We start from the raw sequence: 19,649 nt of genomic DNA, 5'->3' as shown, positions 1-19,649 counted from the left end.
ATGTACACTGCGGTATTAATTGCTAATGCGCTTTATATCATCATATTTTACTTTATCACAGCTTCATTCGCTTAAAACAATAAAATGCAGCAAACTTTAGATTGGATTGATTGGACAGTTTTAATAGTAACGTTAGCAACCATTGTGGGCTACGGAACTTGGAAAACAAGAGGACGTAAAAATGCACAAGACTATATAAAAGGTGGTAATACATCTCAATGGTGGACTATTGGCTTATCTGTAATGGCTACACAAGCAAGTGCCATAACCTTCTTATCTACCACAGGTCAGGCTTTTGCTGACGGCATGGGATTTGTTCAATTTTATTTTGGACTTCCGATTGCTATGGTTGTTATTTGTCTGGTATTTATTCCTATTTACCATCGGCTTAAAGTCTATACCGCATACGAGTTTCTAGAGAACCGTTTCGATCTTAAAACCCGAAGTTTAACAGCCATCCTCTTTTTAATTCAACGTGGTTTAGCAGCCGGAATTACCATTTTTGCACCTGCTATTATTTTATCAGTCGTTTTAGGTTGGAATATTGTAACACTCAACATTATAATTGGTGTACTCGTAATTATTTATACCGTATCTGGTGGAACCAAAGCCGTAACCGTTACTCAAAAACAGCAAATGTTTGTGATTTTCGCTGGTATGATTGCGGCATTGTTTATCATCATTAATTTAATCCCTGAAGAAGTTTCGTTTAGAGATGCCATTGATATTGCTGGTGCCACAGGAAAAATGAAAGTTTTAGATTTTTCATTCGATTTAGAAAATAGATATACTGTTTGGACAGGCCTTATTGGTGGAACATTCTTAATGCTCTCCTATTTCGGCACAGATCAAAGTCAAGTGCAGCGTTATCTTTCTGGTAAATCACTGAAAGAAATGCAAATGGGACTTCTGTTTAATGGTATGCTAAAAGTACCAATGCAATTCTTTATTCTACTTGTAGGTGTTATGGTATTTGTGTTTTATCAGTTTAACCCTTCGCCTTTAAACTTTATAGACAAATCGGAGCAAACTGTTTTAGCTTCAGACTATGGCGATGACTATAGAGCACTTCAAGATAAACAAACCACATTATTTAATGAAAAACAAAACGTGAGTTTAGCTTTATCTAAAAGTGAAGATGCCAGTTTAAAAAACAGATTATTTCAGCTTGATAGTATTGAAAAAACCTACCGAGCAGAATCTAAGTTTTTAATTAAAAAAGCCGTTGACGCTGAATACACAGCAACTTATAATACTTTACAAAATGAAGTCGAAGCCTTAAAAGCGAATCCCGAAAGTGAAGCCTATCTTTCAAAATCTGCAGACTTAAAAGCATTGTATAAAGATGCCGCAAAAGACACGCAGACTAATGATAGAGATTATATGTTTATTCGATTTATATTAAACAATTTACCTACAGGACTCATTGGTTTGTTACTTGCTGTTATTTTATCAGCTGCCATGTCTTCTACTGCTTCCGAAATTAATGCGCTTGCAACCATTACGTCTATTGATTTATATGGAAGAAACTTAAAAGAAGATAAAGGAGATGATCATATGGTGAAAATGACCAAATGGTTTACTTTAGGTTGGGGAATTGTGGCCATTATTATTGCTTGTTTTGCAGATTTAGCGGAGAACCTAATCCAGTTGGTTAATATCATTGGTTCTATCTTTTATGGTAATGTCTTGGGGATATTTCTATTGGCTTTCTTCTTTAAATATATTAAAGGAAATGCTGTTTTTGTCGGAGCATTAATTACACAAGTTATAGTAGTTATCGGATGGTGGCTAGATTGGATGCCGTACTTATGGCTCAATTTATTTGGTTGTATTGTTGTAATTACAATAGCTCACATTTTACAAGTACTCTCTCCTAAAAAAGCCATTTAATGCATAATAAAACTATAAATTGGGGAATTATCGGAGCTGGAAAAATAGCTTCTAAATTTGCTACCGATCTAAATAAGGTTTCAAATTCTAACTTATATGCCATTGCTTCTCGAAATCTAGATAAAGCACAACAATTTGGTAGAACTTTTAATGTAGATAAGGCGTATGGCTGTTATGAAGATTTAGTTACAGATCCTCAAATCGATGCAATTTATATAGCGACACCACACAGTTTTCATAAAGCACATTCTATGTTATGCTTAAATCACCAAAAAGCAGTATTATGTGAAAAGCCTTTTGCCATGAACTTGCAAGAAGTTGAAGACATGATTCAACTGTCAAAAGAAAAAAGTACACTTTTAATGGAAGCCATGTGGACCGTTTTCTTGCCACATTACCAATATACGTTAGACTTACTTAAAAAAAAGCATTTCGGTAATATCCTGAAGCTTGAAGCTGATTTTGGTTTTCACCCTAAGTATGATGAATCTTCAAGAGTTTTTGATAAATCCGTTGGAGGAGGTAGTTTGTTAGATATTGGAATTTACCCAGTATTTGCTGCACTTTCATCGTTAGGAAAACCAGATAGCATTGAGGCTAATGCTCAGTTTTTCGATTCTGGTGCAGATTCTGAATGCCTTATTAAATTTAAATATAACAAGGTTACTGCACATTTAAAAAGTACATTATTGGAAAAAACAAATACCGAAGCCATATTTCATTGCGAACACGGCACCATAAAAATAAATGGCCGTTTTCATGAGCCGTCATCTATCACATTAATTGATCATTTAGGAAATTCTAACTTAATAGAATTCGATTATAACACCATTGGCTATAGTTACGAAATTGAGCATTTTAATCAACTCATTAGAACTGGTAAAACTGAAAGTGATATTATGACTTTTGAAAAAAGCAAACAATTGATTGGAACTCTAGATCAAATTAGAACATTGATTGGTTTAGAATACACACCATAAAAAAAGCGCAACTAAAAAATTTAGTTACGCTTCTGAATTTAATATATATTTAGAATTACTTCGCCCCCCATTCTTTTAAAGAATCTTCATTCATTTTAACATAGTCAGCATTTTTTGCCTCTTTTGAAGCTGCCAATGATTTTTTTGCTATCGCAATGGCTTCCTTCTTGTTTCCAGCCTTAGCGTAGATTAAAGATTGCTTACGTAACTGCCAAAACGTTGGTTCTTTAGTCATTGACATAGACTTATCAATCCACTCTTTTGCTTTTACGATATCTTTACCTTCTTCTAAATTATATACCGCAGCAGCATAATAATCGTTTGCAGAAGGACCTGACATTACTTTATCAATTGCAGCAGATACTGCTTTATCTGTATGTACTTTAAATTCTACACCAACATAAGTTTTCTCCCACATAATGCCAATAACAGCAGAACTACTGGTAATATCATCGATAGAAATAGTAAATGATTTAATATCCATTTCAATTGGGTACACAGGTGTTGTAACACGTACAGCAACTTTAGACTCATCTAATTCAGCTGGTGCTCCACCTCCATTAAAATCTGTATAAAATACAACATCCCAAGATTTAGCTTGTGGTATTGTAAAAATAGCGTAAGTTCCCGCTTTAAGATCTGTACCATCTATTATAACATCTTCGCTAAATGTAACCTTAGTTCTTGCATTGGCTCCAGTTCTCCAAACTTTTCCATAAGGTACAAGTTCTCCAAAAATAACTCTACCTCGCATAGCAGGACGAGAATACTCAATAGAGACATCAGTTAAACCAACAACTTGCTCAATCTTTGCTGCTGGACTTGGTTGTGGTGTTTCAATTTGTGCATTTACGGAAAACATTAAAGTTAAAGCAAATGCTAATAGTACTAATTTTTTCATTTTTTTTTGTGTTAAGTGTTCTTAATTTTCACTTGTAAAATTACGACTTAACCTAAGCTAGAGATGTTAATAAAATCTTAAAGTCAACCATAGACAACCTTCCGAATTAAAAATAATTAATAAAATAATTTGAATTCACATCCTTTCATCGTAATATTGCAATATAATAATATTACAAACTATGGGAGTCACTAAATCAGAAATTTTTACAGTAGGCCAAAATGAAATATCTAGCATCGCTAAAGTTCTTGGTCATCCGGCAAGAATAGCAATTCTTGAACACTTATTTAAAATTGATTCGTGTATTTGCGGTGATTTAGTAGATGAAATTGGTTTAGCACAACCCACAATTTCTCAACATTTAAAAGAATTAAAGAAAATAGGACTAATTAAAGGCAATATTGAAGGCACAAGCGTTTGTTATTGTATTGATAAAGAAAATTGGTCAGCTATGAAAACGACCTTCTCTACCTTTTTAGATAAAGATCTCGAAGACACTAATACATGTTGTTAACATTATAAAAATTGACATTTATGAAACTATCAGAAATTAAATCAAAATTAAAAGCATTAGATACTATTGCGTTTCAGTTACCAAACGGAGATTTAGTACCAAGACATTTCCACGTTACCGAAGTAGGTAAAATATCAAAACATTTTATTGATTGCGGTGGCACAGTACGTACCGAAAACGTTGCTAATTTTCAACTTTGGGAAGCTGACGATTACGATCATAGATTACATCCTGAAAAATTACTAAGTATTATTGAGCTTTCAGAAAAAGTATTACAAATTGAAGACTTAGACATAGAGGTAGAATACCAAGGAGAGACTATCGGAAAATATGGTTTAGACTTTAATGGAGAGCATTTTTTACTGACCACAAAACTTACAGATTGTTTGGCAAAGGATAAATGTGGAATTCCTGAAGCAAAACCAAAATTAAAATTATCGGAATTACAAGATCAAGCCGCTTCGTGTTGTGGACCTGATTCTGGATGTTGTTAATCATTAATTTTTTACACAAACATTATGATATACCAATCTATTGAAAGCCAAATAGAACAATTAAATTTTGATTCTATTGCTGCAGAACGAAAAACTATTTTACAACCACTTATAGATTTTATTCAAGAAAAAGTAAGTGAGAATGCTATTATAAACTTAAATTTTATTTGTACACATAATTCGCGTCGCAGTCATTTATCTCAAGTTTGGGCCCAGGTTATGGCTACTTATTTTGATATTAATAATGTGTATTGTTATTCTGGCGGAACAGAAGCGACAGCGCTTTTTCCTGTGGTTGCCAAAACGCTTGAAAACACTGGATTTAAAATTGAAATGCTATCTAACGGTAGGAACCCAGTTTACAGTATTAAATTTTCGAAAAATGCACATCCTGTTATTGGTTTTTCAAAAACCTTTGATGCACAATTTAACCCGATGTCATCGTTTACAGCAATCATGACCTGTTCTAGTGCAGATCAAGGCTGTCCATTTATTGCAGGCGCAGAGAAACGAATACCCATTACATATGAAGATCCAAAAGCATTTGATGATACGCCACAGCAATTGGAAAAATATGAGGAACGTAGCCTTCAAATTGCTACTGAACTAAAATATGTGTTTTCAAACATTACAAAATAATTACCATGACAGCAATCAAGAAAAAATTAAGCTTTTTAGATAATTATCTTACATTATGGATTTTTATAGCCATGGCTATAGGCGTTGGTATCGGCTTTTTTGTCCCCTCATTTCCTGAATTAGTGGAATCTTATAGTAGCGGAACCACTAACATTCCGATCGCTATTGGGCTCATTTTAATGATGTATCCTCCATTGGCAAAAGTGAATTACGCCTTACTACCAAAAGTGTTTAAAGATGTCAAAGTCTTATCTATTTCTTTGGTTTTAAACTGGGTGCTTGGTCCTGTTTTAATGTTTATTTTGGCCATTACTTTTTTAAGAAACTATCCTGAATATATGGTTGGCCTAATCTTAATAGGTTTGGCACGCTGTATCGCTATGGTTTTAGTTTGGAATGATTTAGCAGAAGGCAGTAGTGAATACGGAGCTGGTTTGGTTGCTTTGAATAGTATATTTCAAGTGTTTGCATACAGTTTTTATGCCTACTTGTTTATTACGGTCCTTCCTCCCTATTTTGGTTTTGAAGGCGCCATCGTAGATATTTCTATTGCGACCATTGCCGAGAGTGTTGCCATTTATTTAGGTATTCCGTTTTTATTGGGTATTCTTTCGCGTTTAATTTTGGTAAAACTTAAAGGTGAAGACTGGTACACTACCAAATTTATTCCCGCCATTTCTCCAATGACCTTAATTGCGTTATTATTTACTATTGTAGTTATGTTTTCACTCAAAGGGGAGCTTATAGTGGAAATCCCAATGGACGTTTTAATTATTGCAGTACCTTTATTAATATACTTTGCATTAATGTTTCTTATCGGGTTTTTCGTCAGTAAAGCCATGGGAGCCACTTACGATAAAAACGCAGCAATCGCCTTCACTGCGGCTGGTAATAACTTTGAATTAGCCATTGCTGTAGCAATCGCTGTCTTTGGATTGAATTCTGGACAAGCTTTTGCAGGCGTTGTTGGACCATTGGTAGAAGTACCTGCTTTAATTCTGTTGGTAAGAGTCGCATTTTGGTTACGTAAAAAGTACTATCTACCTAAAGCCACCTCATAACATACCACGATATCAGAAATTGCTGTTAAATTTTGTTTAACTAATAGATTGAATCGTTAAACATTCCGTATTTTTACATTGTAAATTAATTACAATGGCAAAAAAGAAAAATTTAACGCAAACAGATATCATTTCATTTTACATGGATTACGTGTTAACCCATGATAAAAAACCAAATTCGGTATATGCCTTTGCAAAGGATAACAATTTTGAAGAACAGAAATTCTATGATTTTTTTAATTCTTTTGAATTACTAGAACAATCAATATTTAAAGTATTTTTTGATAATACTATAAGCGTGCTACACAAGAGTGAAGATTATCATTCATTTGAGGCACGCAATAAATTACTTAGCTTCTATTTTACGTTTTTCGAAGTATTAACGGCAAATAGAAGCTACGTGATTCATGCCCTTAAGTCAGATAAAAATAAACTTAAGTCTTTAAAAACATTATCCCTTTTAAGAAAAAACTTCACTGATTACATTGGGCATTTAGGCATTAAGACTATCGACCTCAAGCAAGAAAAACTTGAAGACCTAAAACACAAAGCTTTAAAAGAATCGGCGTGGGTGCAATTGTTAATCACCATGAAATTTTGGTTAGATGACACCTCTGCCTCATTTGAAAAAACAGATGTATTTATTGAAAAGTCCGTACAGGCTAGTTTTGATGTTATCGATACCACTCCTTTAAAAAGTCTTATTGACTTTGGTAAATTCTTATACAAAGAAAAAATACACTCCAACTAGATGAAAACAATAGATAGTATTCCAATTACAAAAATTTCTAGAGCCACTAAATTGGTGTCTACAGGAGCCAAAGTGGGTGTGAATTATTTAAAGTATTACGGTGATAAAATGGTGAATTCTGAAGAAGATGCCAAAGCACGCCTTAATCAGAATAATGCCGAGGATATTTACGATAGCTTAAAAACCTTAAAAGGAAGTGCGCTAAAAGTAGCACAAATGTTGAGCATGGAAAAAAGCATATTGCCTCAGGCTTATGTCGAAAAATTTTCGTTGTCTCAATTTTCGGTGCCACCACTATCGCCACCTTTAGTTATAAAAACATTTAAAAAATATTTTGGGAAACATCCCGAAGATTTATTTGATACTTTTAACGCAACTTCAGTTAATGCTGCCAGTATTGGCCAAGTCCATATTGCAGAGAAGAATGGGAAGAAATTTGCTGTGAAAATCCAATATCCTGGAGTTGCGGAAAGTATTGCATCAGACTTAGCTTTGGTTAAACCCATTGCTATTAAGATGTTTAATATCAAAGGAAAAGATTCTGATAAATATTTTAAAGAGGTTGAAAACAAACTCACAGAAGAAACCAATTACATCTTAGAAATTGAACAAAGTATAGCGGTTGCAGACGCTTGTAAACAAATTCCTAATTTAAAATTTCCTAAGTATTATTCAGATTTATCGTCTGAACGCATCATTACTATGGATTATATGAAAGGCGAACACCTTTCAGAATTTGTAACGCACAATACTGATGAAGCCTTAGCCAATCAGGTAGGCCAAGCCCTTTGGGATTTCTATATGTTTCAAATTCACAATTTAAGAAAAGTACATGCAGACCCGCATCCTGGAAATTTCTTAATATCAGCATCTGGCGATTTAATTGCGCTCGATTTTGGTTGTATGAAAACCATTCCCGAAGATTTCTACATTCCGTATTTCGAACTAGCTGAAAAAGAATGCATAGACAATCAAAAATTGTTCATGGAGAAATTATACGAACTAGAAATTCTTAGAAAGGATGATTCAGAGGAAGAAATAAAATTCTTTAGCGCTATGTTTCATGAGTTGTTAAGCTTGTTTACAAAACCTTTCCATGTTGAGGCATTTGATTTTTCAAATCCTGATTTTTTCAATCAAATTTCAGAAATGGGTCAACGGTATTCAAAAAGTACTGAACTTAGAAACATGAATGGCAATAGAGGTTCTAAACATTTTATTTACATCAACAGAACCTTCTTTGGTTTGTATAATTTAATGTTCGATTTAAAATCTAAAAACGTTAAAATCAATAATTTTAAAAATCTGTAGATGGCACTATTTGCAAAATTCAAATGATAATGCGCATATTAATCACAGGTACAACCGGCTATATTGCCAAAAGACTCGCACTTCAATTACTTGAAGATAAGCACGAATTAGTCTGTTGCGTACGTGATTTAAACCGAATTCCAGATGAAATTGAAGACCATCCGTTATGTTCTTTTATAAAGGTAGATTTCTTAAAACCTGAAGATGCTGAAATTCCAAAAGACATCGATGCTGCGTATTACTTAATTCATTCAATGGCTACGAGTTCCGATGATTTTGAAGATTTAGAACAACAATGTGCTCAAAATTTTAAAGACCTCGTTGAACCAACCCACTGTAAACAAGTCCTTTTTTTAAGTGGCATTGTTAACGATGCGTCGTTATCTAAACATTTAAAATCGAGATTAAAGGTTGAAAACACATTAAAGTCTGAAACCTATGCACTTACCACATTTAGAGCAGGCATCATTGTTGGTAGCGGAAGTGCATCATTTGAAATTATAAGAGATATCGTAGAAAAGTTACCGTTTATGATTACGCCAAAATGGCTCAATACAAAAACACAACCCTTAGCCGTTCGAGATGTACTCAACTTTTTAGCAGGTGGTTTAGGTAAAACCGAATTGTATAATAATTCTTATGATATTTTCGGTCCGGAAGTACTGACTTACAAGGAAATGCTACTTCAATTTGCTGAAGTTAGAGGCTTAAAACGATACATTCTTACCTTACCTGTATTAACACCAAAACTTTCGTCGTATTGGTTATATTTTGTTACCTCTACGTCGTTTAAATTAGCTGCTGCTTTGGTAGATAGTATGAAGGTTGAAGTAATTGGCAAACCAAGCAACATCAACAACATTATTGGTATTGAACCCATGGATTATAAAACTGCTGTGGATTTAGCTTTTCAAAAAATCGAACAAAATGCTGTAATATCCAGTTGGAAAGATGCTGTGAGCAGCGGACGATTTAAAGACCAATTATCTAAGCATATTGAGTTACCAAAATTCGGCTGTTTTAAAGACGTCAAGCAACGTAAAGTGACTGACGAAGCATTTACATTGAATAAAATCTGGGCTATTGGTGGCAGAAATGGCTGGTACAGCTTTAATGGTTTATGGAAACTAAGAGGTTATATGGACAAGCTTTTTGGTGGTGTTGGTCTAAGACGTGGCCGAACAAGCGACACCTATTTAGAAGCTGGCGACGCACTAGATTTCTGGCGCGTCTTATATGCTAACAAAGAAGAAAAACGATTGTTGCTATTCGCAGAAATGCGTTTACCTGGCGAAGCGTGGTTAGAGTTTAAAATTGTAGACGACCAATTACACCAACGTGCTGTTTTTAGACCTAAAGGTATTTGGGGACGTTTGTATTGGTATGCCGTTTTACCGTTTCATGCCTTTGTTTTTAATGGTATGATTAACGCTTTAGTAAAAAAATGAGAATAAAAACACTCCTGAAGTCCCCTCAAGGGGACAATAGTAACAGATAAACTTTGAAGGATTGTCCCCTTGAGGGGACTTTAGGGGTGTAAATACTATAGAACAGTTTTAATGACATGCCAAAAGGAATTAAAAAGAAAAATTTATCACAGAAAACATGTGTGTCTTGTAATCGTCCTTTCACATGGCGTAAAAAATGGGCACGTGATTGGGAACACGTAAAATATTGTAGCGACAGTTGCAGAAAACACAATAGGCTCATACACTTTAAATCCTATAATGGATACTAAGAGATCAGCTTTTAACCAGAATTTAAATATAACCTATTTTCTTTCAAATAAGAGGCTTTCGCTACTAGTAATGAAAGTTACGAGATAACAAAACGACTAAGTTAACCAATTGAAATTTAAGCTTGCAAAGTAATTTAGGTGGTTACTGACAAAATGACTTATAGAGTCTTAATACTGTGTTAATTTTTGTTTAACATTTTACAAAATTACTTAAACATTTATTATATTTGAGGCGTTATGATAATAAATACTACACATTTCAATGCAGACCATAAACAGATTATAGCTGACTTAGTTGGCAGTCCGTTTAGTTTGGTACAGAAATTGAAAATGAACGGTGTAGGTTCTAAACGCATGATTATTGATAAAGTGAGTCCTAATATGCAATCCATGATGAATGTGGTTGCCGATATAAATTATGGAAACATAGAATTGCGTCCTAAAGGTATTGTAATAAGAATAAATAAAGGATTATGCAATTTTGCTTGGATTATTCCTTATTACCATCTCGTTATTTATAAAATCAATGGATCTAGTATACATGCGCAAGGAAAATTTGTGCAATTTAGACCTGATAAAACTTTTAAAGAGAATAGGAAGTTTTTTGATAAAATGATAGACGAAAAGGTAAAGTACGATATGCTTTACGCAATGCCTAAAGAACTATGAATTTAGAACTTAAAGACATTGATCGAATTATTGAAATGGAGTGGGAAGACAGAACACCGTTTGACGCTATTACATTTCAATTTAATCTAAAAGAACAAGAGGTTCTTAATTTAATGCGAAGAGAATTAAAACCTAGCAGCTTTAGACTGTGGAGAAAGAGAGTCCAAGGTAGAGCCACTAAACATCTTAAAAAAAGAACATTTGAGGAGGGCAGATTTAAATGTTCGAGGCAAAGAACAATAACAAACAACTCTATTTCAAAACGTTAACACGTGCTTTGATTTAAGCTTAGAGTACTTAAAGACAGCACATTAAAAAGACACTATGATTACAGAAAAAAATACCGAATTAAACGGTCTTACTCTTAATGGATTTAGTAAAGAAGATATCGGTGACGACCATTTATTTACAAGTTTAGACACACCCATGAAAGCTAATGCTTTTGGGATGTCTAATGATGAAAAGAAAAAACGCATATCTATTTTATTTTCAGAAATAATGGATGTTATAGGTTTAGATTTAACCGATGACTCATTGCAAGGCACACCAGATCGTGTAGCTAAAATGTATGTCGAAGAAATATTTTCGGGTTTAGACCCTAAAAACAAGCCAAAAGTGGCACTTTTTGATAATAAATATCAATATAATCAGGTATTGGTAGAAAAAAATATTACCTTTTACTCTAATTGCGAGCATCATTTTGTGCCTATTATCGGAAAAGCGCATATTGCCTACAAATCATCTGGTAAAGTTATTGGTCTGTCAAAACTCAACAGAATCGTTCAATACTTCGCAAAGCGACCACAAGTTCAAGAACGATTAACCAACCAAATTGCAAACGAATTAAAAACGGTTTTACAAACCGAAGATGTTGCTGTAATTATAGACGCCAAACATTTATGTGTGTCCTCTAGAGGCATTCAAGATGATACGTCTACAACAGTAACAACATATTATGGAGGCGAATTTAACAACCCTTCAAAAATTTTAGAATTACAAAACTATATAAATAATTAAGCTATGGAATCAACAATTGAAAAAGCTATAGAATTTGAAAACAGAAAGTTTTCTTTTAAAACAACAAGCGATAGAATTCTGGCTGCACGAGAAGCAAAAGATCTCATTTTAGAGATTAACGAATTATACAAAGAGAAGAAAGATGCCAAATTAATGGATTTAATGAAGCGTCTTACTGTGATTAAGCAGAAAATTGAAAAACGATTAAAGGGTAGACCCTTAACAGCGACATCATAAATTTAAATTATGAAACGATTAATTGTTATAGGAGGCAGCAAAGGTATAGGTAATGCTATTATCTCATCTTTGCTGCCCTCTTATGACAACATCGTGAATATTAGTCGTACTTCACCCCAGAATACCCATCCTAATTTAAAACATTACGATTGTGATATTCTTAAAGACGACTTACCCGATTTTGATAAAGTAGACGGTTTGGTATATTGCCCAGGAAGCATCAATTTAAAACCGTTTAACCGACTTCACGTTGATGATTTTAAAACGGATTTTAATATTAATGTGATTGGTGCAGTTAAAGCCATTCAGAAGTATATCCCAACTTTAAAACAAGGCAAAAATCCTTCTGTTTTATTATTTAGTACAGTAGCTACCAAATTAGGCATGCCATTTCATGCAAGTGTGGCCGCATCAAAATCAGCAGTTGAAGGTTTAACCAAATCTCTAGGTGCAGAATTAGCTCCAACCATTCGTATTAATGCGATTGCACCAACGGTTACAAACACTAAGTTGGCTTCAAAATTATTGCGTAATGAACGAATGGTAACTAATATGAATGAACGCCATCCCTTAAAAAAATATCTTCAACCTGAAGAAGTTGCAGATATGGCAGGATTTCTGTTATCAGACAAAGCGGCTTCCATGTCCGGGCAAGTTTTTGAAATGGACTGTGGTATTGTAAGTTTTAAACTTTAAGACACTTATAAATTATTTAAACAATTAACTCTATGATAGCAGCTGCTACGCAATCCGTGTACAATATCGCAATTAATAGTATTCAAGGTCAACCTATAGATTTACATCAGTTTAGAGGTAAGAAAATTTTATTTGTAAATGTAGCTTCTAAGTGCGGCTTTACGCCACAATATCGAGATTTACAGAAACTACTAGATAAGTATAAAGAGACACTCGTCATCATTGCCTTACCGTGTAATCAGTTTGGAAAGCAGGAACCTGGTACTGCTAAGGAGATTCAAGAATATTGCGAAATTAATTATGGAATTTCATTTTTAATTACTGAAAAAATTAAAGTTAAAGGAGCAGACCAACATCCTTTATATCAGTGGTTGACGAAGAAAGCACTCAATGGAAAACAAAATACGACTGTAAAATGGAATTTTCAAAAGTATTTAATAGACGAAAACGGTGAATTCTTAAACTATTATTATTCAATCACTAACCCTACAAGTTCTAGAATTACGAAATATTTAAAATAATGTAAATTGAAAGAATTATATCTTTTCATACTATTTCTAGTAATCAATTTTGGTGCACTTGCATTAGGTAATTATTTTATGGGAGATGCCGTTTCTGGGGAATGGTATAAAGATTTAAATAAAGCTCCCTGGACACCTCCAGGATGGGTTTTTGGAGCAACTTGGACCTTGATTATGATTTGTTTCTCTGTTTATCTGAGCTTTTTATTTTCTATTCGTAATTCAAAATATGTTGTATTTGTATACGCTCTGGCTTGTGTATTGAATGTGAGCTGGAATTATATTTTTTTTAATCAACATTTAATACAATTGGGATTTGTAAATATTATACTTCTCACACTGGTTATTCTGTACTTCTTTATTTCATTTTGTGACGATACATTAAGCAAACTAAAATACTTGTTATTACCATATATTATTTGGCTCTGTATAGCTATATCTTTAAATGGATATATCTTGTTTAATAATTAGACTTAATAAACGTATTAATACCCTCTTTTTAAGCCTTATGAAAATATATACTTTACACAAAAAACAGAACCTTCCTATATCAGTTGATGCTGCTTGGGATTTTTTGTCAGATCCTGAAAACTTAAAAACTATTACACCAGATTATATGGGTTTCAATATATTGTCTGGAGCAGATAGACCAATGTTTCCTGGTCAAATTATACAATATATAGTGACACCTGTATTGGGTATTAAAACAAAATGGGTCACAGAAATTACACATGTTAAAAATCGAGAGTATTTTGTAGATGAGCAACGATTTGGTCCCTACTCCTTATGGCATCATAAACATTTTATAAAGGAAATAGATGGTGGTGTAGAAATGGAAGATATTATTGATTATAAAGTTCCATTGGGCATACTAGGACAACTTGTGCATCCAATTCTTGTAAAACCTAAGCTTGAAGAAATTTTTAATTATAGAACCAAAAAGCTACAAACCTTGTTTGGAACCTATGACAACTAGTTTTTTGCACTACAAGCAAGTTTTTAATATTCTAAACACTTATACATTATATGCAAAAGATTAATATTTTTTGGTTTCGAAGAGATCTTAGATTAGATGATAACCTCGGATTTTATGAAGCTTTGCGAAGTGATTATTCAGTTCTTCCAATTTTTATTTTTGATACTGAAATCTTAGAACATCTACCTAAGGACGATGCTCGGGTGACGTTCATACATCAAACACTACAAAGTATGAGGCAAACTTTGCAGCAAGAGCATCAAAGTAGTATCGCTTTGTATCATGGCAAACCAACAGATATCTTTAAATCCTTAATAAACGATTACGAGATTGAAACTGTTTTTACGAATCATGATTATGAGCCTTATGCTACCGAACGCGATAATCAGATTAAATCTATTTTAGAATCCAATAGTATTCAATTTAAAACGTTTAAAGATCACGTTATTTTTGAAAAAGGCGAGGTTGTTAAGAAAGATGGAGACCCTTACTTGGTTTACACACCTTATATGCGTACATGGAAGGAAAAATTTAAAACGATTGATTTAGAAATATACTACACCAAATCATATTTAAATAATGTTATTGAACATACTAGGCTCCCTAATTTAAGTTTGTCGGATATTGGTTTTACGAAATCGAGTCAAGACATTTCTCCATACGATGTAACGCCTACGTTAATTCAGAATTATGAAGCCCACCGAAATTTCCCTGCCCAAGATGCGACTTCTCATTTAGGGCCACACTTACGGTTTGGGACTGTAAGTATTCGTAAAATGATTAAAAAGGCTATTGCTGAACGGAATGAAGTCTTTTGGCAAGAATTAATTTGGCGTGAATTTTTCACACAAATCCTATGGCATTTCCCACATACCAAGGACAACGCTTTTAAACCACAATACGACCGAATCGAATGGAGGAATAATGAAGAAGAATTTAAAAAATGGTGCGATGGTCTTACAGGATATCCACTTGTGGATGCAGGCATGAGGCAACTCAAACAAACAGGGTTTATGCACAACAGAGTGCGTATGCTTGTGGGTAGCTTTTTATGCAAACATTTATTAATTGATTGGCGACTTGGCGAGGCCTATTTCGCTGAAAAATTGCACGATTACGACATGGCAAGTAATGTTGGGAATTGGCAATGGGTGGCAGGTTCTGGTGTAGATGCCGCTCCCTATTTTAGAATTTTTAATCCCACAACTCAGATTCAGAAATTTGATAAAAATCACGACTATATAAAACAATGGGTTCCGGAGTATCAAGAATTGACCTATCCACAGCCTATAGTCGATCATAAAATGGCGAGAGAGCGATGTTTAGAAACATATAAATCGGCTTTAAAATAAACAGATATAAAATATTGGTGTCATTTGTATAATAAAACCAAAATAATGACGTTGCTATTTACAAGACCTTTAGGGTCTTACATGAAATAACCATTTCAATAAACAATTTTAAAAGCTCTGATTAGTCATCAGAGCTTTTTTATTTTACTATTTGCGATTGCCTTAAAAAAACATTTAAAGAAACAATCTTTTTATTAACTTTAAAGCACTAACATAAAATCAACAACATTATGAATACGTGGGGAGTTGCAAAAAAATGGAAAGAAATGTGCGAAAAGGGTGACAACTTAGATTGCATTAATGAACTTTACGCAGACGATGTGGTAAGTAGAGAAATGCCTGGAACATCTGGAGAAGTAATTACCGGAAAGCAAAATGTGTGGAATAAAAGTAAAAAATGGATAGACAGTGTTGAAAACATCCATTTTAGTAGTATCAGTAACCCTTTAGTTGCTGGTAACTTTTTTACAGCTAAAATGGATTACGATTGTACCTTTAAAGATAAAGGCAGACAAAAAATACAAGAAGTCTGTGTTTATGAAGTTGTGGATGGTAAAATTACAAGTGAGCAGTATTTTTATTAAACTCATTTAATGATCCCAAATGCTCTAAAAAAAGGTCTAATTCCTATTAATGATACTTTTTAAAAAGACTTCTTTCAATTACACACAGGCTCAAACAACTTATAGACAACTGATTAAACAACACAAAAGAAAAGACCTCTTAATTAATTATATAGACAACGGACAACAACAAACCATTGGTATATAAAAAAGCCTCAAGATACAACTTGAAGCTTTTATATATCGTATTATACTTGGTTTACAAAATATAAAAATGGTTTAAAGAGCACTCTAATTGCCCTCTACACGTTCAATTTTAGCACCAATAGCTCTTAATCGTTCGTCAATATTTTCGTAACCTCTATCTATTTGTTCAATATTATGAATAGTAGACGTTCCTTTTGCTGATAATGCCGCAATTAATAAAGAAACACCTGCTCTAATATCTGGAGACGTCATTGTAGTAGCTTTTAATGTCGATTTAAAATCGTGACCAATAACAGTGGCTCTATGTGGGTCGCAAAGAATAATTTTTGCACCCATATCTATTAACTTATCAACAAAGAACAAACGACTCTCAAACATTTTTTGGTGTACAACTGCACTTCCTCTTGCTTGAGTTAAAACTGTTAAGATAATACTCAATAAATCAGGTGTAAATCCTGGCCATGGAGCATCTGAAATAGTTAAAATAGAACCATCAATAAAGTTTTGTACTTCATAACCATCTGTATGAGCTGGAATATGAATATCATCTCCCTGACGTTCTACTGTCACTCCTATTTTTCTAAATACATTAGGGATTTGCCCTAGATCATCCCAACTAACATTAGTAATTGTTAATTCACTCTTTGTCATAGCAGCTAAACCTATCCAGCTACCAATTTCAATCATATCTGGTAGCATTCTATGGTTTGTACCACCTAAAACATCAACACCCTCAATGGTAAGTAAATTAGAACCCACACCAGAAATCTTAGCTCCCATTCGGTTCAACATCTTACATAATTGCTGTAAATAGGGTTCGCAAGCCGCATTATAAATAGTGGTCGTTCCTTCTGCTAAAACAGCAGCCATTACAATATTTGCAGTTCCGGTAACGGAAGCCTCATCTAAAAGCATATACGTACCTTTTAACTTCTCTGCTTCTACTCCATAGAACAATTCTTCTCTGTTATAACGAAATTTAGCACCAAGATTAATAAAACCTTCAAAATGCGTATCTAAACGACGACGACCAATTTTATCACCACCTGGTTTAGGAATATAACCTTTTCCAAAACGTGCTAAAAGCGGTCCAACAATCATAATAGAACCTCTTAAGCCTTTACCGTCTTCTTTAAATGCTACGGATTCTAAATAGTTTAAATTAACCTCGTCGGCCTTAAAGGTATAAGACCCTTTATCGAGTTTATTAATCTTAACTCCAAGCTTTTTTAATAAAGCAATTAGTTTGTTAACATCAATAATATCGGGAATGTTATCTATTTGAATTTCTTCGGCAGTTAAGAGCACTGCGCATAAGATTTGTAAGGCTTCGTTTTTGGCACCTTGAGGCTGAATTTTACCTTTTAATCGGTGACCTCCTTCAATTTTAAATGTACTCATCCGTTTTTAGTAACGTTTTCTATTATTAGTATATTTTTTCTTATTTGAGGATGAATTCTTTTTGTTTGAATTGCTTTTACCACCATATTTAGATTTGGTGCGCATTAAACTTGTAGAATCACTTAGCGCTTCTTCGCTGTTTTTTAAATCAATTTTACCGCCAGAAAGTTCTAATAAATGTGCATAAATCACTTCATCTTCAACGGTATCTTTATTCCAATTTAGAAAACACTTTTTCATGTGATTGGCAATAGTATATGTTAAAGCTTCTTTTAGCTCTCCTTCTTCCCAACCAACAGCAACATCAATCATCGTTTTAATATTATTTCCGTAGAAACGATACTTGGGATGGTTCTGAGGATATTTTAAAGGTTCTGGTTTCGCTAATATTTCATCTTTCGATGGTTCACCAAATGGAGCGTCTACATCAATTTCAAAATCTGCCATTATAAACAACTGATCCCATAACTTATGCTGAAAATCTGGCACATCTCTTAAATGTGGCTGTAAATTTCCCATTACAGCGATAACCGCTTTGGCTACTTTATTACGTTCTTCTTTGGTTTCGCGAGACTTAGCGTAATTAATCATCTTTTGCAGATGACGGCCATATTCTGGTATAATTAAATGCTCGCGCTCTGTGTTGTATTCTAAATCGTCAATCAAAATTGTAAAATGTGTGTGGTATATCGTTATAACCTGAAGTCTCTAGGTTTTGTTGCAAAGTACAAAAAAATATGATTCTTGAACAAATTATTACAGGGAAATTACTCCTTCTACATTTTCTGCGACTTCCTTATATTTAGCTATAACCGCTTCAGGGTTTTTCATTCTCACATTTATAGAGACACTAGTGTATTTTCCGTTCTTAGACACTTTCGTAGAAATAACCGCTCCTAAATTATCAAAAAGGGCTTCAATATGATTGATACTTGGCCCTTTAGAAACTACAATAAACTTATATAAATACTCCGATGGCCAAAGGGCTGTATCGTAAAGTTGTGTTTTTAATTTGTCGTAAAACTCGTCTGTTTTTTTTGAATTATCCATGTTGAAATTTTTCAGTTGTAAAGATACGTTTAACTTTACATTTTTATCTTTTATTTTTACATCAAAAATACTGCCAATTTGAATCCGAAAAAAGTCGTTATCGCAGGTGGACCTGGAACAGGAAAAACCACTATTATAAATGAGTTGAAGAAACGTCGTTTTTTATGCTACGACGAAATCTCTAGACAAATCACCTTACAAGCTAGAAAAGATGGTATTGAGCAACTTTTTTTAACCGAACCTCTGTTATTTAGCGAAAAACTTTTAGAAGGTAGAGCAAAACAATTTGTATCGGCCGAGAAAGAAACCCAAAACGTTGTTTTCCTAGATAGAGGTTTGCCAGATGTCATTGCATATATGGACTATATTGGTGATACCTATCCTGAGCACTTTGTAAACACTTGTCACAGTCATAAGTACGATGCAATTTATATTTTAGCACCTTGGGAAGAGATTTTTACCAGTGATAGTGAACGCTATGAAAATTTTGAAGAAGCCAATGCTATCCACCATCATTTAGTAGCAACGTATAAGCGCTTTGGGTACCATTTAGTTGATGTGCCGTTTGGAAGTGTAGAAACAAGAGTAGATTTTATTCTCGAATCTCTTAATTTGCCTTAACGGGTTTTAACACTACAATGTTGTATTACAAATTTCAATTATCTTTAACTCGGATAA

26 protein-coding genes are annotated in these 19,649 nt (G+C 33.6%); 22 read left to right on the top strand and 4 right to left on the bottom strand.

The features are described 5' to 3' along the window. Positions 1–84 precede the first annotated feature (84 nt). The gene (locus tag C8N41_RS08885; protein WP_115839010.1) at positions 85–1,893 is read left to right on the top strand and encodes a sodium:solute symporter; all 1,809 of its coding nucleotides are present in this window, start codon (positions 85–87) and stop codon (positions 1,891–1,893) included. After that, positions 1,893–2,873: a Gfo/Idh/MocA family protein gene (locus C8N41_RS08880; RefSeq protein WP_115839009.1), complete on the top strand. Its 981-nt coding sequence runs from the start codon at positions 1,893–1,895 to the stop codon at positions 2,871–2,873. The genes C8N41_RS08885 and C8N41_RS08880 overlap by 1 nt, the downstream gene beginning before the upstream one ends. A gap of 55 nt (positions 2,874–2,928) precedes the next feature. Here C8N41_RS08880 and C8N41_RS08875 read toward each other — a convergent pair whose 3' ends face one another. Next, complete coding sequence (locus C8N41_RS08875) at positions 2,929–3,774, bottom strand: DUF2911 domain-containing protein (RefSeq protein WP_115839008.1); 846 nt, start codon at positions 3,772–3,774, stop codon at positions 2,929–2,931. Between the two features lie 181 nt (positions 3,775–3,955). Between C8N41_RS08875 and C8N41_RS08870 the strand changes: the two genes are divergently transcribed. The 19 genes from C8N41_RS08870 (at position 3,956) to C8N41_RS16940 (ending at position 16,521) form a co-directional block, all read left to right on the top strand. After that, positions 3,956–4,288: an ArsR/SmtB family transcription factor gene (locus C8N41_RS08870; protein WP_092443726.1), complete on the top strand. Its 333-nt coding sequence runs from the start codon at positions 3,956–3,958 to the stop codon at positions 4,286–4,288. A gap of 20 nt (positions 4,289–4,308) precedes the next feature. After that, a complete protein-coding gene (locus C8N41_RS08865; protein ID WP_115839007.1) occupies positions 4,309–4,782 on the top strand; it encodes a DUF6428 family protein in 474 nt (157 codons plus the stop codon). 24 nt (positions 4,783–4,806) lie between these two features. Then, complete coding sequence (locus tag C8N41_RS08860) at positions 4,807–5,421, top strand: arsenate-mycothiol transferase ArsC (protein WP_115839006.1); 615 nt, start codon at positions 4,807–4,809, stop codon at positions 5,419–5,421. Between the two features lie 5 nt (positions 5,422–5,426). Then, on the top strand, positions 5,427–6,482 hold the full coding sequence (arsB, locus tag C8N41_RS08855; RefSeq protein ID WP_115839005.1) for an ACR3 family arsenite efflux transporter: 1,056 nt from the start codon (positions 5,427–5,429) through the stop codon (positions 6,480–6,482). A 94-nt stretch (positions 6,483–6,576) separates the two neighbouring features. Next, entirely contained in the window at positions 6,577–7,233 is a 657-nt protein-coding gene (locus C8N41_RS08850; protein ID WP_115839004.1) for a TetR family transcriptional regulator C-terminal domain-containing protein, read from the top strand. Further along, a complete protein-coding gene (locus tag C8N41_RS08845; protein WP_115839003.1) occupies positions 7,234–8,544 on the top strand; it encodes an ABC1 kinase family protein in 1,311 nt (436 codons plus the stop codon). It begins immediately after the preceding gene. Positions 8,545–8,573: 29 nt separating this feature from the next. Beyond that, positions 8,574–9,992, top strand: a complete 1,419-nt coding sequence (locus C8N41_RS08840) for an SDR family oxidoreductase (protein WP_115839002.1) — start codon at positions 8,574–8,576, stop codon at positions 9,990–9,992. Between the two features lie 116 nt (positions 9,993–10,108). Next, positions 10,109–10,282, top strand: coding sequence for a DUF2256 domain-containing protein (locus tag C8N41_RS08835; protein ID WP_092443742.1), 174 nt, complete (start codon positions 10,109–10,111; stop codon positions 10,280–10,282). A 237-nt stretch (positions 10,283–10,519) separates the two neighbouring features. Next, entirely contained in the window at positions 10,520–10,951 is a 432-nt protein-coding gene (locus C8N41_RS08830; RefSeq protein WP_115839001.1) for a hypothetical protein, read from the top strand. Then, entirely contained in the window at positions 10,948–11,220 is a 273-nt protein-coding gene (locus C8N41_RS08825) for a TIGR03643 family protein (RefSeq protein ID WP_115839000.1), read from the top strand. The genes C8N41_RS08830 and C8N41_RS08825 overlap by 4 nt, the downstream gene beginning before the upstream one ends. 55 nt (positions 11,221–11,275) lie before the next feature. Next, a complete protein-coding gene (folE, locus tag C8N41_RS08820) occupies positions 11,276–11,968 on the top strand; it encodes a GTP cyclohydrolase I FolE (RefSeq protein ID WP_092443748.1) in 693 nt (230 codons plus the stop codon). A 3-nt stretch (positions 11,969–11,971) separates the two neighbouring features. Beyond that, positions 11,972–12,205, top strand: a complete 234-nt coding sequence (locus tag C8N41_RS08815) for a hypothetical protein (protein ID WP_092443750.1) — start codon at positions 11,972–11,974, stop codon at positions 12,203–12,205. 9 nt (positions 12,206–12,214) lie between these two features. After that, a complete protein-coding gene (locus tag C8N41_RS08810; RefSeq protein WP_115838999.1) occupies positions 12,215–12,901 on the top strand; it encodes an SDR family NAD(P)-dependent oxidoreductase in 687 nt (228 codons plus the stop codon). 32 nt (positions 12,902–12,933) lie between these two features. Beyond that, entirely contained in the window at positions 12,934–13,422 is a 489-nt protein-coding gene (locus tag C8N41_RS08805; RefSeq protein ID WP_115838998.1) for a glutathione peroxidase, read from the top strand. A 6-nt stretch (positions 13,423–13,428) separates the two neighbouring features. Beyond that, entirely contained in the window at positions 13,429–13,893 is a 465-nt protein-coding gene (locus C8N41_RS08800; RefSeq protein ID WP_115838997.1) for a TspO/MBR family protein, read from the top strand. Between the two features lie 37 nt (positions 13,894–13,930). Continuing rightward, positions 13,931–14,398 carry an SRPBCC family protein gene (locus C8N41_RS08795; protein WP_115839530.1) on the top strand — a complete coding sequence of 156 codons (468 nt, stop codon included), beginning with the start codon at positions 13,931–13,933 and terminating at the stop codon, positions 14,396–14,398. A 50-nt stretch (positions 14,399–14,448) separates the two neighbouring features. Then, positions 14,449–15,750, top strand: a complete 1,302-nt coding sequence (locus tag C8N41_RS08790; RefSeq protein WP_115838996.1) for a cryptochrome/photolyase family protein — start codon at positions 14,449–14,451, stop codon at positions 15,748–15,750. A 230-nt stretch (positions 15,751–15,980) separates the two neighbouring features. Beyond that, on the top strand, positions 15,981–16,334 hold the full coding sequence (locus tag C8N41_RS08785) for a nuclear transport factor 2 family protein (protein WP_115838995.1): 354 nt from the start codon (positions 15,981–15,983) through the stop codon (positions 16,332–16,334). 49 nt (positions 16,335–16,383) lie between these two features. Continuing rightward, a complete protein-coding gene (locus C8N41_RS16940) occupies positions 16,384–16,521 on the top strand; it encodes a hypothetical protein (RefSeq protein ID WP_170137108.1) in 138 nt (45 codons plus the stop codon). Positions 16,522–16,604: 83 nt separating this feature from the next. Here C8N41_RS16940 and murA read toward each other — a convergent pair whose 3' ends face one another. The 3 genes from murA to C8N41_RS08770 form a co-directional block, all read right to left on the bottom strand. Then, complete coding sequence (murA, locus tag C8N41_RS08780; protein WP_115838994.1) at positions 16,605–17,921, bottom strand: UDP-N-acetylglucosamine 1-carboxyvinyltransferase; 1,317 nt, start codon at positions 17,919–17,921, stop codon at positions 16,605–16,607. A 6-nt stretch (positions 17,922–17,927) separates the two neighbouring features. Beyond that, complete coding sequence (locus C8N41_RS08775) at positions 17,928–18,587, bottom strand: DUF4290 domain-containing protein (RefSeq protein ID WP_115838993.1); 660 nt, start codon at positions 18,585–18,587, stop codon at positions 17,928–17,930. A gap of 90 nt (positions 18,588–18,677) precedes the next feature. After that, complete coding sequence (locus C8N41_RS08770) at positions 18,678–18,971, bottom strand: DUF493 family protein (RefSeq protein ID WP_115838992.1); 294 nt, start codon at positions 18,969–18,971, stop codon at positions 18,678–18,680. Between the two features lie 78 nt (positions 18,972–19,049). Here C8N41_RS08770 and C8N41_RS08765 point away from each other — a divergent pair, with 78 nt between their 5' ends. Then, a complete protein-coding gene (locus tag C8N41_RS08765) occupies positions 19,050–19,592 on the top strand; it encodes an AAA family ATPase (RefSeq protein ID WP_092443768.1) in 543 nt (180 codons plus the stop codon). Positions 19,593–19,649: the final 57 nt, after the last annotated feature.

This window comes from Winogradskyella sediminis, from assembly GCF_003387355.1.
In the GTDB taxonomy this organism is placed as follows: Bacteria; Bacteroidota; Bacteroidia; order Flavobacteriales; family Flavobacteriaceae; genus Winogradskyella; species Winogradskyella sediminis.
The sequence above is the reverse complement of the archived record's forward strand: the minus strand, read 5'-3'. Positions and strand labels throughout refer to the sequence as shown.

Coding starts and splice junctions, on each gene's coding strand:
- C8N41_RS08885 (WP_115839010.1), top strand. CDS start 85: ATGCAGCAAACTTTAGATTGGATTGATTGGACAGTTTTAATAGTAACG.
- C8N41_RS08880 (WP_115839009.1), top strand. CDS start 1,893: ATGCATAATAAAACTATAAATTGGGGAATTATCGGAGCTGGAAAAATA.
- C8N41_RS08875 (WP_115839008.1), bottom strand. CDS start 3,774: ATGAAAAAATTAGTACTATTAGCATTTGCTTTAACTTTAATGTTTTCC.
- C8N41_RS08870 (WP_092443726.1), top strand. CDS start 3,956: ATGGGAGTCACTAAATCAGAAATTTTTACAGTAGGCCAAAATGAAATA.
- C8N41_RS08865 (WP_115839007.1), top strand. CDS start 4,309: ATGAAACTATCAGAAATTAAATCAAAATTAAAAGCATTAGATACTATT.
- C8N41_RS08860 (WP_115839006.1), top strand. CDS start 4,807: ATGATATACCAATCTATTGAAAGCCAAATAGAACAATTAAATTTTGAT.
- arsB (WP_115839005.1), top strand. CDS start 5,427: ATGACAGCAATCAAGAAAAAATTAAGCTTTTTAGATAATTATCTTACA.
- C8N41_RS08850 (WP_115839004.1), top strand. CDS start 6,577: ATGGCAAAAAAGAAAAATTTAACGCAAACAGATATCATTTCATTTTAC.
- C8N41_RS08845 (WP_115839003.1), top strand. CDS start 7,234: ATGAAAACAATAGATAGTATTCCAATTACAAAAATTTCTAGAGCCACT.
- C8N41_RS08840 (WP_115839002.1), top strand. CDS start 8,574: ATGCGCATATTAATCACAGGTACAACCGGCTATATTGCCAAAAGACTC.
- C8N41_RS08835 (WP_092443742.1), top strand. CDS start 10,109: ATGCCAAAAGGAATTAAAAAGAAAAATTTATCACAGAAAACATGTGTG.
- C8N41_RS08830 (WP_115839001.1), top strand. CDS start 10,520: ATGATAATAAATACTACACATTTCAATGCAGACCATAAACAGATTATA.
- C8N41_RS08825 (WP_115839000.1), top strand. CDS start 10,948: ATGAATTTAGAACTTAAAGACATTGATCGAATTATTGAAATGGAGTGG.
- folE (WP_092443748.1), top strand. CDS start 11,276: ATGATTACAGAAAAAAATACCGAATTAAACGGTCTTACTCTTAATGGA.
- C8N41_RS08815 (WP_092443750.1), top strand. CDS start 11,972: ATGGAATCAACAATTGAAAAAGCTATAGAATTTGAAAACAGAAAGTTT.
- C8N41_RS08810 (WP_115838999.1), top strand. CDS start 12,215: ATGAAACGATTAATTGTTATAGGAGGCAGCAAAGGTATAGGTAATGCT.
- C8N41_RS08805 (WP_115838998.1), top strand. CDS start 12,934: ATGATAGCAGCTGCTACGCAATCCGTGTACAATATCGCAATTAATAGT.
- C8N41_RS08795 (WP_115839530.1), top strand. CDS start 13,931: ATGAAAATATATACTTTACACAAAAAACAGAACCTTCCTATATCAGTT.
- C8N41_RS08790 (WP_115838996.1), top strand. CDS start 14,449: ATGCAAAAGATTAATATTTTTTGGTTTCGAAGAGATCTTAGATTAGAT.
- C8N41_RS08785 (WP_115838995.1), top strand. CDS start 15,981: ATGAATACGTGGGGAGTTGCAAAAAAATGGAAAGAAATGTGCGAAAAG.
- C8N41_RS16940 (WP_170137108.1), top strand. CDS start 16,384: ATGATACTTTTTAAAAAGACTTCTTTCAATTACACACAGGCTCAAACA.
- murA (WP_115838994.1), bottom strand. CDS start 17,921: ATGAGTACATTTAAAATTGAAGGAGGTCACCGATTAAAAGGTAAAATT.
- C8N41_RS08770 (WP_115838992.1), bottom strand. CDS start 18,971: ATGGATAATTCAAAAAAAACAGACGAGTTTTACGACAAATTAAAAACA.